This is a genomic window from Variovorax sp. Soil_C_19 (assembly GCF_057657255.1).
In genome coordinates this window covers 122,546-137,121 of sequence record NZ_JBDGIV010000002.1, presented here as the reverse complement: position 1 = coordinate 137,121, position 14,576 = coordinate 122,546, and the positions used below count along the sequence as shown (strand labels likewise).

Here is a 14,576-nt window from a genome sequence, read left to right as displayed (position 1 = left end):
GGACGCATCAACGGCGCCGGCGGCAGGGCGGCTGTACGGGCATCCAGTTGTTTGGTGGCGACTGACTACAATCCGCCCCCATGGCGACTCCCCCCAAGACTTCTCCCGCTTCAGCGTCCGCTGCCTCCGGCTATTCGGAAGGTTCCATCCGCGTGCTCAAGGGCCTCGAGCCCGTGAAGCAGCGCCCGGGCATGTACACCCGCACCGACAACCCCCTGCACATCATCCAGGAGGTGCTCGACAACGCCGCCGACGAGGCGCTCGCGGGGCACGGCAAGAAGATCAAGGTCACGCTGCATGCCGACGGCTCGGTCAGCGTCGAGGACGACGGCCGCGGCATCCCTTTCGGTCTGCATCCCGAGGAGAACGCCCCCGTGATCGAGCTGGTCTACACCCGGCTGCACGCGGGCGGCAAGTTCGACAAGGGCTCGGGCGGCGCCTACAGCTTCTCGGGCGGCCTGCATGGCGTGGGCGTGTCGGTGACGAATGCGCTGTCGAAGCGGCTCGAGGTCAGCTCGCACCGCGAGGGCTCGGTGGCGAAGCTGGCCTTCGGCGGCGGCGACGTGATCGAGGCGCTCGAGGTACGCAAGCTCGAGGCCGGCGAGCGCAAGCAGGGCACCACGGTGCGCGCCTGGCCCGACGCGAAGTATTTCGAGAGCGCCGTGCTGCCCATGGCCGAACTCACCCACCTGCTGCGCAGCAAGGCGGTGCTGATGCCCGGCGTGAGCGTCACGCTCGCGAACGAGAAGACCAAGGAAACGCAGCAGTGGCTCTACAAGGGCGGCCTCAGCGACTACCTGATGCAGACGCTCAACGGCGATCCCGTGATCCCGCTGTTCGAGGGCGCCGGCCATGCCGACCGCAATGCCGACAACTTCGCCGAAGGCGAGGGCGCCGAGTGGTGCGTGGCTTTCACCGAAGACGGCCAGCCGGTGCGCGAGAGTTACGTCAACCTGATTCCCACCAGCGCCGGCGGCACGCACGAAAGCGGCCTGCGCGACGGCCTCTTCACGGCCGTGAAGGGCTTCATCGAGCTGCATTCGCTGTTGCCCAAGGGCGTGAAGCTGCTGCCCGAGGACGTGTTCGCACGCGCCTCGTACGTGCTCAGCGCCAAGGTGCTCGACCCGCAGTTCCAAGGCCAGATCAAGGAGCGCCTGAACTCGCGCGACGCGGTGCGCCTGGTGTCGAGCTTCGTGCGCCCCGCGCTCGAACTCTGGCTCAACCAGCACGTCGACTACGGCAAGAAGCTCGCCGAACTCGCCATCAAGGCGGCGCAGACGCGCCAGCGCGCCGGCCAGAAGGTCGAGAAGCGCAAGGGCTCGGGCGTGGCCGTGCTGCCCGGCAAGCTGACCGATTGCGAAAGCAAGGACATCAGCCACAACGAGGTCTTCCTGGTCGAGGGCGATTCCGCCGGCGGCAGCGCCAAGATGGGCCGCGACAAGGAAAGCCAGGCCATCCTGCCGCTGCGCGGCAAGGTGCTCAACACCTGGGAAGTGGAGCGCGACCGCCTGTTCGCCAACACCGAGATCCACGACATCTCGGTGGCCGTGGGCGTCGATCCGCACGGGCCGAACGACACGCCCGACCTGAGCGGCCTGCGCTACGGCAAGATCTGCATCCTGTCGGACGCCGACGTCGACGGCTCGCACATCCAGGTGCTGCTGCTCACGCTGTTTTTCCGCCATTTCCCGAAGCTCATTGAAACCGGTCACGTCTATGTGGCAAAGCCGCCACTGTTCCGGGTCGATGCACCGGCGCGCGGCAAGAAGCCGGCCTCCAAGGTCTATGCGCTCGACGAGGGCGAGCTGACGGCCACGCTCGACAAGCTGCGCAAGGACGGGGTCCGCGAGGGCGCCTGGAACATCAGCCGCTTCAAGGGCTTGGGCGAAATGAGCGCGGAACAATTGTGGGAAACCACGCTCAATCCGGACACCCGGCGCCTGATGAAGGTCCAATTGGGCAGGTTCGACTTCACCGCCACCCAGGGCGAGATCACCAAGCTCATGGGCAAGGGCGAAGCGGCGGCGCGGCGCGAGCTGATGGAGCTGCGCGCCGACGATGTCGACATCGATGTTTGACCCCCCTCTGCCCACTCTGCCCATCCCGCATGTCTGCCTTCAAGCGTTCGCTGCTCCTCGCTCTCGTGCTGCTCGCACAGCAGGGGCTTGCGCGCGCGGCTGACGTCTACGGCTACATCGACAGCAAGGGCGTGGCGCACTTCGCCGCCGAGAAGCTCGACGAGCGCTACCAGATCTTCTTTCGCCGCGGCCAGAGCTTCGACACCGCGAAGGGCCTCCCGTCCGCCGGCACGCGCGGCAAACGCGGCGGCGACGGCAAGGTCTCGCCCGCGGCCCAGACGCTGCTGGCGCTGTTCGAGTCGTCGCCGAGCCACAAGGCCGCCAAGGCGGCGCTGCGCGATGCGTCGAGCAAGCATTCGATCGACTACGAGCTGCTGCAGGCGCTGATCGCCACCGAATCGGGCTTCGATGCCGAGGCCGTGTCGCCCAAGGGCGCGCGTGGCCTCATGCAGCTGATGCCCGCCACCGCGCAGCGCTATGGCGTGGCGGCCGACAAGCGCGGCAGCATCGAGAAAAAGCTGGCCGACCCGCGCGTCAACATCGCGGCCGGCTCGCGCTACCTGCGCGACCTGATCGCGATGTTCCCGGGCCAGCTCGAACTGGCGCTGGCGGCCTACAACGCGGGCGAGGGCGCGGTGCAGCGCGCGGGCAACAAGATCCCGAACTACAAGGAAACGCAGAACTACGTGCGCACCGTGCTGCAGCTGTATGCCTACCTCAAGCCTTCGGCGGGGCTCGGCGGTGGTGGTGTGCGCGGCGGCAAGGCGCCGGGGCGTGTCCGCATGGAGCTCACTGTGAAGGGCGGCGCCTTCGGGCGTGGCAACATGCCGTCCAAATCGCCCGCGGCCCTGCCGGCCCTGCCCGAGGTGTCGGAGGCGCCCGAGTCGCCGGCCGTACCTGCCGCCGGCGCCGATGCGCCCGCGTCCTGACGGGGCACGCGCGCGGCGCGCCGGGCCCACGGCGGACAACGACAACCCACATCAACGAACAACGACGGTTTCTCTTCTTTCTTCTCCATGGACGACTCCCAACCCCCGCTTGATCTCATCGGTCCTACCGACGGCGACACCACCCTCACGCTGGCCGACTACGCCCAGACCGCCTACCTCGAGTACGCGCTGAGCGTGGTCAAGGGCCGTGCGCTGCCCGATGTGTGCGACGGCCAGAAGCCGGTGCAGCGGCGCATCCTGTACTCGATGTCGCGCATGGGCCTGGGCTTCGGCGGCACCAATGGCAACGTGGGCGCCAAGCCGGTCAAGAGCGCGCGCGTGGTCGGCGACGTGCTCGGCCGCTTCCATCCGCACAGCGACCAGGCCGCCTACGACGCGCTGGTGCGCATGGCGCAAGACTTTTCGCAGCGCTATCCGCTGGTCGACGGCCAGGGCAACTTCGGCAGCCGCGACGGCGACGGCGCCGCGGCCATGCGCTACACCGAGGCGCGGCTCGCGCGCATCACCAGCCTGCTGCTCGACGAGATCGACGAAGGCACGGTCGACTTCATTCCCAACTACGACGGCAGCACCGAGGAGCCGCGCCTTTTGCCCGCGCGGCTGCCGTTCACGCTGCTCAACGGCGCGAGCGGCATCGCAGTGGGCCTGGCGACCGAGATCCCGAGCCACAACCTGCGCGAGATCGCCGACGCCTGCGTCGCGCTGATCAAGTCGAACGGCAAGCTCAGCGAGGAAGAACTCGTCGCCATCGTGCCCGGCCCCGACTATCCGGGCGGCGCGCAGATCATCAGCGGCGCGAGCGACATCGCCGACGCCTACCGCACCGGCCGCGGCTCGCTCAAGGTGCGCGCGCGCTGGAAGATCGAGGACCTCGCCCGCGGCCAGTGGCAGCTCGTAGTCAATGAGCTGCCGCCGGGCGTCAGCACGCAGCGGGTGCTCGAGGAGATCGAGGAAATCACCAACCCGAAGGTCAAGGCCGGCAAGAAGGCGCTGACCGCCGATCAGACCCAGCTCAAGGCCGCGATGCTTTCGGTGCTCGACGTCGTGCGCGACGAGTCGAGCAAGGATGCTGCCGTGCGCCTGGTGTTCGAGCCCAAGACCTCGCGCATCAGCCAGGAAGACTTCATCACCACGCTGCTCGCGCAGACCTCGCTCGAGACCTCGTCGCCGATCAATCTCACGATGGTCGGCATCGACGGCAAGCCCACGCAGAAGTCGCTGCGCCAGATGCTCAACGAGTGGATCGCATTCCGCGAGATCACCGTCGAGAAGCGCTCGCGCCACCGCCTGGGCAAGGTGCAGGACCGCATCCACATCCTCGAGGGCCGGCAGCTGGTGCTGCTGAACATCGACGAAGTGATCGCGATCATCCGCGCGGCCGACGAGCCGAAGGCCGCGCTGATCGCGCGCTTCAACCTCAGCGAACGGCAGGCCGAGGACATTCTTGAAATCCGCCTGCGCCAACTCGCGCGGCTGGAAGCCATCAAGATCGAGCAGGAGCTCAAGGGCCTGCGCGACGAGCAGAAGAAGCTCGAGGACATCCTCGCCAGCCCGGCCGCGCTGCGCCGCCTGCTGGTGAAGGAGATCGAGGCCGATGCCAAGACCTTCGAAGACCCCCGCCGCACGCTGATCCAGGCCGAGAAGCGCGCCGTGGCCGAGGTCAAGGTGGTCGACGAGCCGGTCACGGTGATCGTCTCGCAGAAGGGCTGGGTGCGCGCGCAGAAGGGCTGGCCCGCGGCGGCTGGCGCCAATGGCGAGAAGGCAGCGCCCGAGTACAGCTTCAAGTCGGGCGATGCGCTCTACGGCGCCTTCGAATGCCGCACCGTCGACACGCTGCTGGTGTTCGGCTCGGCCAAGGACAAGACCGTGCGCGTCTACACCGTGCCCGTGGCCTCGCTGCCCGGCGCCCGCGGCGACGGCCAGCCGGTCACCACGCTCATCGAGCTCGAGGCCGGCACGCACGTCACGCACTTCTTCGCGGGGCCGGTGGGCGCCAGCCTGCTGCTGGCCAACACCGGCGGCTACGGCTTCATCGCCACGGTCGAGAACATGATGTCGCGCCAGCGCGGCGGCAAGGCTTTCATCGACGTGGGCGAAGGCGAGGCGCTGTGCCGTCCGTCGCTCGTCGGCGGCGCCAGCGGCGCCGAGCCGATGCCGGCCGCCACGCACGTGGCCTGCGCTTCGACCGGCGGACGCATCCTGACGTTCGAGATCGCCGAGCTCAAGAGCCTGCCGAAGGGCGGCCGCGGCCTCACGCTGATCGACCTGGAGGCCAAGGACACGCTCGCGGGCGCCGCGGCCTACACGCGCAGCGTGCGCATCGAGGGCATCGGCCGTGGCGGCAAGGAACGCGACGAGACGCTCGAGATCCGCACGCTCAACAACGCGCGCGGCACCCGCGCGCGCAAGGGCAAGGCGGCCGACCTGGGCTTCAAGCCGGCAACCATCGTGCGCGTGCTGTGATGGGCGGCCTCGACTTCAGCACCATCGGCCTGTTGCTTGCGGTGGTGACCGGCATCGGCAGCTTCGCGGTCGGCCGCTACCTGCGCACGAAGCACGTGGCGAAGAAGCGGGCCAAGGACCGCATCGCGGCCCAGGCCAGCGAGACCCGCCAGCAGCGCCGGGCGCGCGAGCGGCGCGAGCGGGGCTAGCTAGCGCGCCAGCCCGAGCACGCCCAGGATCTCCTTCTCGCGCTTCATCGCGTCGAGGGCGAATGCGCGGTAGTCCTTCGGGCTCTTGTAGTCCGGCTCCATCTCGTAGCGCGCGAGCACGTCCTTGAACGCCTTCGTCTGCATCGCCTCTTTGAACGCGTCGTGCAGGCGGACGGCGATGGCCGGGTCCAGCCCGCGCGGGCCCACCAGCCCCCAGGGCGAGGTCTGCACGATGTCGACGCCGCTTTCCTTGAGCGTGGGCACGTCGGGGTAGCGCGCCATGCGCTTGTCGCCCCAGACTGCGATCAGGCGCAGTTTCCCGGCGTCCACGTAGGGAACGAATGCCGAAGTCTCCGCCGCCGAATCGACCTGACCGCTCACGATCGCCTGCAGCGATTCGGCGCTGCCCTTGTACGGAATGTGGTTGAGCTGGATGCCGAACTGCCGCGAGACCTGCTCCATCGTCAGGTGGTTGGTGGTGGCGACGCCGGGCGTGCTGTAGGTCAGCGTGCCGGGCTTGGCGCGCGCCTGTGCGACGTAGTCCTTCAGCGTCCCGATGGGCGAGCTCGCGGGCACGACGATGCCGAAGGCGTAGCCGGTCAGGCCAATGATGTAGCTCAGGTCCTTGGCGGGATCCCACTTGATGTCGTTGGTGTAGGGCAGGCGATACACGCCGGCCGGCGCGATCGCGAGCGTGTAGCCGTCGGGCGCGGCCGACTGCAGGCTCTGCACCGGGATCGTGCCGCCGACGCCGGGCTTGTTCTCGATGACGATGGGCTGCTTGAGGATGGCGCCCGCCTTTTCCGCAAGCACGCGCATCGGCGCGTCGGTCGAGCCGCCGGGCGCGAAGCCGATCATGATCTTGATCGGGCGGGAAGGATAGGCGTCGGGCTTCTCCTGCGCATGGGCCGGCGCTGCGGCAGCAAGCATTGCGGCGGCAAGTAGCGCGGTGGCCAGGCGGCCGAGGTTTCGAGCGGACATGGTGTCTCCTTGGGGCATGAAATGCCCTGTCGTTGGTGGAAAAAATCGGGATACCGCGCCGGCTACGTGCCGACGTCGTTTGGAACTTGCGCGAGCGCCCTCAGCACGCCCTTCTGCACCTTGCCGTTCGGCGCCGACGGCAGCGTGGCCATCGTGCGGATCTCGCTGGGCTGCTTGTAGGGCGACAGGTGCTCGCGCAAGTACGCGCGCAGGCGGTCGAGGTCGATCGCCACGCCTTCGCCGGTTTCGAGAAAGGCCACGATCTCCTCGTTGTCGCCGGCCTCGCGCCCGACGACGGCCGACTGCACGACGCCGGGGTAGGTGTTGAGCACCTGTTCGACCTCGAGCGGATAGACGTTGAAGCCCGAGCGGATGATGAGCTCCTTGGTGCGCCCACAGATGACCAGCGCGCCATCGGCCTCCTGGCGCGCGAGGTCGCCGGTGTCGAACCAGCCGGCGCCGTCGATGGCCGCCGCCGTGAGCTCGGGGCTGCGGTAGTAGCCCTTCATCACGCCGGGGCCGCGCACCCAGAGCGCGCCTGCCTCGCCGGGAGGCACGTCGCGGCCGTCGGCCGCGCGGATGCGCACCTCGACCTGCGGGATCGGCGGCCCGACCGCGCAGTCGCCGCGTGGCGATGCGAGCCGCGTTTGCGCGACCGTCGGGCCGGTCTCGGTCAGTCCGTAGCCGTTGTGCAGCGGCTGGCCGAAGGTGCGCTCCACCTCGGCCTTGAGGCTCGGTGTGAGCGGCGAGCCGGCCACGCTGATGAGCCGCAGCCGCGGGGCCGACAGTGCCGTGCCAGCCTGGCGCGACCATTCGAGCAGCCGTGCGAAGAGGGCCGGTACGCCGGTGAAGATCGTGATGCCGTCCTCGCGCAGCGCGCGGGCCGTGCCCTCGGCCGAGAAGCGCGGCTCGAGCACCAGCGTGGCGCCGGCGCTCATCGCGCCGAGGAACTGGGTCGACAGCCCCACCACATGCGCCATCGGCAGCACGCCGTAGACCACGTCGCCCGGGCCCATGGCGCGCAGCTCGCGTGCGGCGGTGGCGACGAAGATCAGGTTGGCATGCGTCAGCATCACGGCCTTGGGCGCGCCCGTGGTGCCCGAGGTATAGACCATGGCGGCGACCTGCCGGCGCGGATCGGCTTCGCCCGGTTCGGGCACGGCGCCCTCGGCCAGTGGCCCGATCGCGAGTTCGCCGCCGAGCGCGCTGGCGAGTTCGCTGGCAAAAGGCTCGGCGCCGTGCCGCCGTGCATGCGCGCCCGCCTCGGGCGAGACATGGCACAGGTAGAGCACGCGGCGCGCGCCCGAATGGTCGATGAACGCATCGATCTCGCGCGGCGACAGCCGCGCATTCACCACGACGGCCCAGGCGTCGAGCTGGCTGAGCGCGAGGAACGCGACGCACAGCGCGGCGCTGTTCTCGCCCACGATCAGCACGCGGTCGCCTACGCGCACGCCGGCGGCGGCGAGCTGGGCGGCCATCGATTCGGTCTCTCGGCCGAGTGCACCATAGCTCAGCGCCACAAAGGCATCGCGCAGCGCCAGGGCCTCGGGACGCTGCGCGATCCAGCGCGCGGGCAGCTCGTGGACCCGTTGCGGCGGCGGGTAGGTCTCGGCAGTCATCGTTCAGTCGGTCTCCTGTGCGTTGTCGGGGGCGAGTCTAGGCAACAGGACGCCAAGGCGGCAGATCCTCAAGACTGCATTGCGGAACACCAAGGCAGGCATTCTTCGCAAAGGAGGGCGCACTCCTCAGGTGAGAAGCAGGGTCCAGCGCCACTCGCATGTGAGACGCAAATTCTGCAGTGCAGTTTTGTCTATCGCCTCGATGACACCGCGGCGCCAGACTGCATCCCAGAATGGCAGGCCGCGCACCGAATCCGGCGCGCACTTGACCGACGAAAGAACCGCATGACCGACAAGAAAGCCATCCTCGTGATCGGTGCCGGGGACGCCACCGGCGGCGCGATCGCCCGCAGATTCGCCCGCGAGGGCTACATCGCCTGCGTGACCCGGCGCAGCGCCGACAAGCTGCAGCCGCTGGTCGACGAGATCCGCGCCGCGGGCGGCGAGGCCCATGGCTTCGGCAGCGACGCGCGCAAGGAAGAGGAGATGGCGGCGCTCGTGGAAAACATCGAGACCAACATCGCACCGATCGAGGTGGCCGTGTTCAACATCGGCGCCAACGTGCGCTTCGGCATCACCGAGACCACGGCGCGCGTGTACTTCAAGGTCTGGGAGATGGCCTGCTTCGGCGGCTTCCTCATGGGCCGCGAGGTGGCCAAGCGCATGCTCGAACGCGAGCGCGGCACCATCATCTTCACCGGCGCGACCGCGAGCCTGCGCGGGCGCGAGGGCTTTGCCGCCTTCGCGGGCGCCAAGCATGCGCTGCGCGCGCTGGCCCAGAGCATGGCGCGCGAGCTGTGGCCCAAGGGCATCCACGTGGCGCATCCGGTGATCGACGGCGCCATCGACACCGAGTTCATCCGCACCAATTTTCCCGAGCGCTATGCGCTGCTCGAGCAAGGCGGCATCGTCTCGCCCGAGAGCATCGGCGAGGCCTACTGGCAGATCCACCAGCAGCCGCGCAACGCCTGGACGCATGAGACGGAGTTGCGCCCCTGGATGGAGGCATGGTGAGCATGCGCCCGGCGAAGGTCGAGTTCCTGTTCGATTTCGGCAGCCCCAATGCCTACCTGTGCCACAAGGTGCTGCCCGCGATGGCGGCGCGCACCGGCGTGGCGGTGGCTTACGAGCCGATCCTGCTGGGCGGGCTGTTCAAGCTCACCAACAACCGATCGCCAGCCGAAGCCTTTGCCGACATTCCGAACAAGCGCGCCTATGACGCGCTCGAGGTCCAGCGCTTCATCGCGAAGCACGGCATCACGGCCTACCGCCGCAACGCCTTCTTTCCCGTGAACACGCTCACCATCATGCGCGGCGCCGTGGCGGCGCAGCGGCTCGGCTGCTTCGAGCGCTACCTCGACACGGTGTTCGCCTGCATGTGGGAGCGCAGCCTCGACATGGCCGACCCGCAGGTGGTGGCCGCTGCGCTGGCCGAAGCCGGCCTGCCCGCGGCGGAGCTGCTGGCCGCCACGCAGGCCGCCGAAGTGAAGCAGGCGCTGCTCGCGAACACGCAGCGGTCCTTCGAGCGCGGCGCGTTCGGCTCGCCGACCTTCTTCGTCGACGACCAGATATTCTTCGGCAAGGACCGGCTGCGCGAGGTCGAGGAAGCGATCGTCCTTGCATCGACAACATCCCAGGAATCCACCCCCTCATCATGAAGACCAGAATCACCCAACTCTTCGGCATCGAGCACCCCATCATCCAGGGCGGCATGCATTTCGTCGGCCTGGCCGAACTGGCCTCGGCGGTCTCGAACGCGGGCGGGCTCGGCATCATCACCGGCCTCACGCAGAAGACGCCCGAGCTGCTCGCGCGCGAGATCGCGCGCTGCAGGGAGATGACCGACAAGCCCTTCGGCGTGAACCTCACCTTCCTGCCGACCTTCGCCGCGCCGCCGTACCCGGAGTACATCCAGGCCCTCATCGAAGGCGGCGTGCGCATCGTCGAGACCGCCGGCCGCAGCCCCGAGCAGTACATGCCGCAGCTCAAGCAGGCCGGCGTCAAGGTGATCCACAAGTGCACGTCGGTACGACATTCGCTGAAGGCGCAGGCCATCGGCTGCGATGCGGTGAGCGTCGACGGCTTCGAGTGCGGCGGCCATCCGGGCGAGGACGACGTGCCCAACTTCATCCTGCTGCCGCGCGCGGCCGAGGCGCTCGACATTCCGTTCGTCGCATCGGGCGGCATGGCCGACGGCCGCAGCCTGGTGGCCGCGCTGGCGCTCGGCGCCGAGGGCATCAACATGGGCACGCGCTTCATCGCCACGCGCGAGGCGCCGGTGCACGACAACGTGAAGGCGGCGATCGTCGCGGCCTCGGAGCTCGATACGCGGCTCGTGATGCGGCCGCTGCGCAACACCGAGCGCGTGCTAAAGAACGCGGGCGTCGAGGCGCTGCTGGCCATCGAGAAGGAGAAGGGCGCCCAGACCACGATCGACGACATCCGCGAATTCGTCGGCGGCGTCTACCCCAAGGTGATGGTGGACGGCGACATGGAAGCCGGCGCGTGGAGCTGCGGCATGGTCGCGGGCCTGATCCACGACGTGCCGACGGTCGGCGAGCTGGTGTCGCGCATCATGCGCGAGGCCGAGGACATCGTCTCCCAGCGCCTCGCGCGGCTGCTCTGAGCAGCCGCGCAGAGAGCAGCGTGAAGCGCGCAGAAGTCCATTCGAAGCGGGCGCTCGGCGAATACCAGGACGTCGAGCACAAGCCGCATGCCAAGGAGGACCGGCACTTCGTGACGGCGCTCGCGCGCGGACTGCAGGTGCTGCAGTGCTTCTCGTCGGGCGAGGAGCGGCTGGGCAACCAGGAGTTGTCCGAGCGCTGCGCGCTGCCGAAGTCCACGGTCACGCGCCTGACCTACACCTTGACCAAGCTCGGCTTCCTGCACCATGTGCCCGAAGCGGGCCGCTACCGGCTCGGCATGGCGACGCTGCGGCTCGGCGGCACCACGCTGTCGCGGCTCGACGCCAAGGAAGTGAGCCGGCCGCTGATGCAGCAACTCGCCAACGAGACCGGCTGCCTGGTGTCGCTCGGCATGCGCGACGGCATGTCGATGCTCTACGTGGAGACCTGCCGCAGCGATTCGATCGTCACCATCCGCCTGAACATCGGCTCGCGCATTCCGCTCGCCACCACCGCGATGGGGCGCGCCTACCTCGCGGGCGCCAAGCCGGCCGCGCGCCGCGGGCTCGAGGAACGCATCCGCACGCTCGATGCGGAGAACTGGCCACGCATCGAACGCGGCATCCGGCAGTCGGTCGAGGACATCGAGCGCCATGGCTGCTGCAGCTCCTTCGGCGACTGGCGTGGCGAGGTCAACGCCATCGCGTCCCCGCTGCGCGTCGGCAAGGGCATGCCGCTCATGGTGCTGAGCGCGGCGGGCCCGCGATCGATGGCACCCGACTTCTTCATGCAGGACGTTCGCCCCAAGCTGTGCGAGACCGTCGAGGCCATCGAGCGGCATTTCCGCCAGCCCGAGCGCTGAGGCGCTGGCGCAAACAAAAAAAGGCCCGCACGAGGCGGGCCTGAAAAGGATCGGTTGGAAGACCCTCGGAGAAAGCGTTGTCGGTCGAGGATCAGAACGTGTGGCGAATGCCGAACTCGTAGCCGGTCGAGGTCTTGGGACGCAGCGCCACGGCATTGGCGCTGGTCAGGTACGACGGACCGGCACCGATCGTGAGGTTCGCGCCGTTCTTGTTCGAGACGCGGGCGATCGTTCCGTAGAGCGCAGTGCGCTTCGACAGGTTGTGCACGTAGCCGAGCGCCAGCTTGTCGGCCTTCGGATCGGCCGTCGTCAGGCCGAACAGGTCCTGGCGGTTGAAGTCGTACTTGACGCGCGAGTACGACGCGCGGATCACGCCTGCGCCCACCGGCACGGACACGCCGAGCAGGTAGCCCGTCAGGTCGAGGTCGGGCGTCTGCGTGAAGATGTTGAGCGGATCGCGTTCGTCGGTCGAGCGCGAGACGATGCCGAACACCTTCGCAACGCCGAAGTCGTAGGTCGAGCCGATGTTGAAGGTCTTGATCTTGCCTGGCCGCGCCACGGCGGCAGCGCCGCTGCCCGTGGTGAACGTGGTGTCGTTCTGCGCGTAGCTGGCCGAGATGTCGAACGGACCGTTGGCATAGCCGATGCGGCCGGCAACGTGGCGTCCGGCGTTCGAGCGGTCGGCGCCGGGGAAGGTGTCGGGCGAGGTGCGCGTGCGTTCGTGCAGCGCGTACTCGAAGCTGCCGTAGACGCCGCCGAGCTTCGGGGGCAGGAAGTACTGCACCATGTTGCCGCTGCGCTTGTAGCTGCTGTTGGAGCCGAAGCCCGTGCCGCTCACGCCGGTCTCGTTGGCGTCGATGATCAGCGAGCCGCCGATGCCGGTGTCGCCGAACGGGTCGTACTGCTCTTCGGTGTACACCGTGGCGGTCTTGTCGCGGCCGATGCGGAATTCGCCGAAGGCGCCCGACAGGCTCACGGTGGAGCGGCGCGTGAACGACGAGACGCCTGTGGCGCCGTCGTCGTTGGTGATCGGTGCCTCGAGCCAGAAGCCGGCTGCGAGGCCGCCGCCGAGGTCTTCGACGCCGCGGAAGCCGAGGCGGCTGGAGCTGAGGCCCGAGTTGGCCAGTTCGGTGCGGCTGGCCTTGGCCGAGAAGGACGGGCCGAAGACGGTGGCGGACTCGCTCTTGTTCGAGACATTGCGCACGGCGGCATCGACGACGCCGAACAGCGTCACGGTGGACTGCGCCGACGCTGCGCCGCACGCGGCGAGCGCGGCCAGGACGACCAGGGATTTCTTCATTCGTATCACTCCATGATGGGGAATCGCCGCTCGGTCGATCAACGACGAAGCGGGCATCGGGTGCCTCGGGCTTTTCATCGCCCCGAGACAGTCATGGAGTGTGGGTCGCCAACAAGACAGTCAGGTTGCGAACCAAAGTTGTCCGGGTGTGGGCGAGGGCTGTCATGCCCGTGCCTCAAAACGGCGCTAACCAGCTAGCGCAGCCTCGTCCACCACCGCGTGTTGGTGCGCGCCTTGCCGACGGTGAGCACTTCGCCGATCACCGGCGTCGCGAGCTCGATCTTCTTTTCTGCCGCGAGATTGGCGATGCGCTCGAGCGGGTCGCGCCATCCGTGGAACGCCAGGTCGAAGGTGCTGTTGTGCACCGAATAGAGCACCTTGCCGCGCAGGTCTTCGAAGGCCTTGATGCTCTGCTCGGGCGTCATGTGCACGCCGGGCCAGTAGCTGTCGTAGGCGCCGTTCTCCATCAGCGCCAGGTCGAAGCCGCCGAAGCGTTCGCCGATCTGCCGAAAGCCCTGGAAGTAGCCCGAGTCGCCGCTGTAGAAGATGCGCTCGGCGCCGCTTTGCAGCACCCACGAGGCCCACAGCGTGCGGTCGCGGTCGGCCAGCGTGCGGCCCGAGAAATGCTGCGCGGGCGTGGCCGTGAGCTTCACGCCCGCATGTTCGGTGCCCTCCCACCAGTCGAGTTCCGTCACGCGCTCGGCGGGAACGCCCATGGCGACGAGCCGCGCACGCACGCCCAGCGGCACGAAGTAGCGCTGCACGCGGGCCGCGAGGTATTCGATCGTCGGCACGTCGAGATGGTCGTAGTGGTCGTGCGAGAGGATCACGGCCTCGATCGGCGGCAGCTCCTCGAGCGTGATCGGCGGTTTGTGGAAGCGCCGCGGGCCGGCCCAGGTGAACGGCGATGCGCGCTCGCCGAACATCGGGTCGATCAGCCAGTATTTGCCCTGCAGCTTGAGCAGGTGCGATGAGTGGCCGAGCCGCACCACATGGCTGGTGTTGGCGTCGAGCGCCTCCAGGTCGGCGCGGGCCAGCGGCTGCACGGGGATCGGGTCGACCGGCACGGTGTCGACCTTCTTGGCAACGATGAAGCGCGACCAGATGCGCCATGCGCTCGCTGAGGGCAGCGTCTCGGGGTTCTCCATGTTGCGGAACACGCCGTCCTTGAACTGCGGCGAGCTGTCGTAGCGGGTCTCGCCACCGCCTGCGGCGCTGCAACCCGCGAGCAGGGCGCAGCAGCCCGCGGCCGCGAACGCGCTGCCGCGGCGCAGCAGGCGTGGCAGGCGTGGCAGGTAGGAGTCTGGTTGCGGATCGGGATGGTCGGGCATCGAAAAACCTCGTGTCTGTGTATCAGTGCTGGGGCGCGAGGCTAACGGCTTGTGGCGCGCCGATGGTTTCAGGCGCAGAAACATTCGAGGCGCGAGGGGATTTCGGACGGGCGGAGGCCCGCGCCGGCGCTGCAGATGCGCGCCATACTTGCTTGCACCGGCGCGACTTCCTCTTCG

General features: G+C 68.5%; 12 protein-coding genes. 8 read left to right on the top strand and 4 right to left on the bottom strand.

Features of this window, described 5'->3' with window-relative positions; genetic code table 11:
• The first annotated feature begins 80 nt into the window (after nt 1-80).
• The 4 genes from AC3A6R_RS05115 (at nt 81) to AC3A6R_RS05100 (ending at nt 5,679) form a co-directional block, all read left to right on the top strand.
• On the top strand, nt 81-2,078 hold the full coding sequence (locus AC3A6R_RS05115) for a DNA topoisomerase IV subunit B (protein ID WP_487857963.1): 1,998 nt from the start codon (nt 81-83) through the stop codon (nt 2,076-2,078).
• Between the two features lie 29 nt (nt 2,079-2,107).
• Entirely contained in the window at nt 2,108-3,007 is a 900-nt protein-coding gene (locus tag AC3A6R_RS05110; protein ID WP_487857962.1) for a lytic transglycosylase domain-containing protein, read from the top strand.
• Between the two features lie 87 nt (nt 3,008-3,094).
• Nucleotides 3,095-5,491 (top strand): DNA topoisomerase IV subunit A, encoded by a 2,397-nt coding sequence (gene parC / locus AC3A6R_RS05105; protein WP_487857961.1) that lies wholly within the window; start codon nt 3,095-3,097, stop codon nt 5,489-5,491.
• Nucleotides 5,491-5,679, top strand: coding sequence for a hypothetical protein (locus AC3A6R_RS05100; protein WP_487857960.1), 189 nt, complete (start codon nt 5,491-5,493; stop codon nt 5,677-5,679). Before parC ends, AC3A6R_RS05100 begins: the two co-directional genes overlap by 1 nt.
• Here AC3A6R_RS05100 and AC3A6R_RS05095 read toward each other — a convergent pair whose 3' ends face one another.
• Nucleotides 5,680-6,660, bottom strand: coding sequence for a tripartite tricarboxylate transporter substrate binding protein (locus tag AC3A6R_RS05095; RefSeq protein ID WP_487857959.1), 981 nt, complete (start codon nt 6,658-6,660; stop codon nt 5,680-5,682).
• Nucleotides 6,661-6,722: 62 nt separating this feature from the next.
• A complete protein-coding gene (locus tag AC3A6R_RS05090; RefSeq protein ID WP_487863917.1) occupies nt 6,723-8,282 on the bottom strand; it encodes a class I adenylate-forming enzyme family protein in 1,560 nt (519 codons plus the stop codon).
• A gap of 285 nt (nt 8,283-8,567) precedes the next feature.
• Here AC3A6R_RS05090 and AC3A6R_RS05085 point away from each other — a divergent pair, with 285 nt between their 5' ends.
• The 4 genes from AC3A6R_RS05085 to AC3A6R_RS05070 are packed head-to-tail and all read left to right on the top strand — an operon-like array spanning nt 8,568 to nt 11,768.
• A complete protein-coding gene (locus AC3A6R_RS05085) occupies nt 8,568-9,296 on the top strand; it encodes an SDR family oxidoreductase (protein ID WP_487857957.1) in 729 nt (242 codons plus the stop codon).
• A gap of 2 nt (nt 9,297-9,298) precedes the next feature.
• Nucleotides 9,299-9,940 carry a DsbA family protein gene (locus AC3A6R_RS05080; RefSeq protein WP_487857956.1) on the top strand — a complete coding sequence of 214 codons (642 nt, stop codon included), beginning with the start codon at nt 9,299-9,301 and terminating at the stop codon, nt 9,938-9,940.
• Nucleotides 9,937-10,908, top strand: a complete 972-nt coding sequence (locus AC3A6R_RS05075; RefSeq protein ID WP_487857955.1) for an NAD(P)H-dependent flavin oxidoreductase — start codon at nt 9,937-9,939, stop codon at nt 10,906-10,908. The genes AC3A6R_RS05080 and AC3A6R_RS05075 overlap by 4 nt, the downstream gene beginning before the upstream one ends.
• 20 nt (nt 10,909-10,928) lie before the next feature.
• The gene (locus AC3A6R_RS05070; protein ID WP_487857954.1) at nt 10,929-11,768 is read left to right on the top strand and encodes an IclR family transcriptional regulator; all 840 of its coding nucleotides are present in this window, start codon (nt 10,929-10,931) and stop codon (nt 11,766-11,768) included.
• A 91-nt stretch (nt 11,769-11,859) separates the two neighbouring features.
• Here the strand turns inward: AC3A6R_RS05070 and AC3A6R_RS05065 are convergent, their stop codons facing one another.
• Both AC3A6R_RS05065 and AC3A6R_RS05060 read right to left on the bottom strand, forming a co-directional pair.
• Nucleotides 11,860-13,068, bottom strand: a complete 1,209-nt coding sequence (locus AC3A6R_RS05065) for a porin (protein ID WP_487857953.1) — start codon at nt 13,066-13,068, stop codon at nt 11,860-11,862.
• Nucleotides 13,069-13,262: 194 nt separating this feature from the next.
• Nucleotides 13,263-14,399 carry an MBL fold metallo-hydrolase gene (locus AC3A6R_RS05060; RefSeq protein ID WP_487857952.1) on the bottom strand — a complete coding sequence of 379 codons (1,137 nt, stop codon included), beginning with the start codon at nt 14,397-14,399 and terminating at the stop codon, nt 13,263-13,265.
• Nucleotides 14,400-14,576: the final 177 nt, after the last annotated feature.

Coding starts and splice junctions, on each gene's coding strand:
- AC3A6R_RS05065 (WP_487857953.1), bottom strand. CDS start 13,068: ATGAAGAAATCCCTGGTCGTCCTGGCCGCGCTCGCCGCGTGCGGCGCA.
- AC3A6R_RS05100 (WP_487857960.1), top strand. CDS start 5,491: ATGGGCGGCCTCGACTTCAGCACCATCGGCCTGTTGCTTGCGGTGGTG.
- AC3A6R_RS05085 (WP_487857957.1), top strand. CDS start 8,568: ATGACCGACAAGAAAGCCATCCTCGTGATCGGTGCCGGGGACGCCACC.
- AC3A6R_RS05115 (WP_487857963.1), top strand. CDS start 81: ATGGCGACTCCCCCCAAGACTTCTCCCGCTTCAGCGTCCGCTGCCTCC.
- AC3A6R_RS05095 (WP_487857959.1), bottom strand. CDS start 6,660: ATGTCCGCTCGAAACCTCGGCCGCCTGGCCACCGCGCTACTTGCCGCC.
- parC (WP_487857961.1), top strand. CDS start 3,095: ATGGACGACTCCCAACCCCCGCTTGATCTCATCGGTCCTACCGACGGC.
- AC3A6R_RS05075 (WP_487857955.1), top strand. CDS start 9,937: ATGAAGACCAGAATCACCCAACTCTTCGGCATCGAGCACCCCATCATC.
- AC3A6R_RS05080 (WP_487857956.1), top strand. CDS start 9,299: ATGCGCCCGGCGAAGGTCGAGTTCCTGTTCGATTTCGGCAGCCCCAAT.
- AC3A6R_RS05060 (WP_487857952.1), bottom strand. CDS start 14,399: ATGCCCGACCATCCCGATCCGCAACCAGACTCCTACCTGCCACGCCTG.
- AC3A6R_RS05110 (WP_487857962.1), top strand. CDS start 2,108: ATGTCTGCCTTCAAGCGTTCGCTGCTCCTCGCTCTCGTGCTGCTCGCA.
- AC3A6R_RS05090 (WP_487863917.1), bottom strand. CDS start 8,282: ATGACTGCCGAGACCTACCCGCCGCCGCAACGGGTCCACGAGCTGCCC.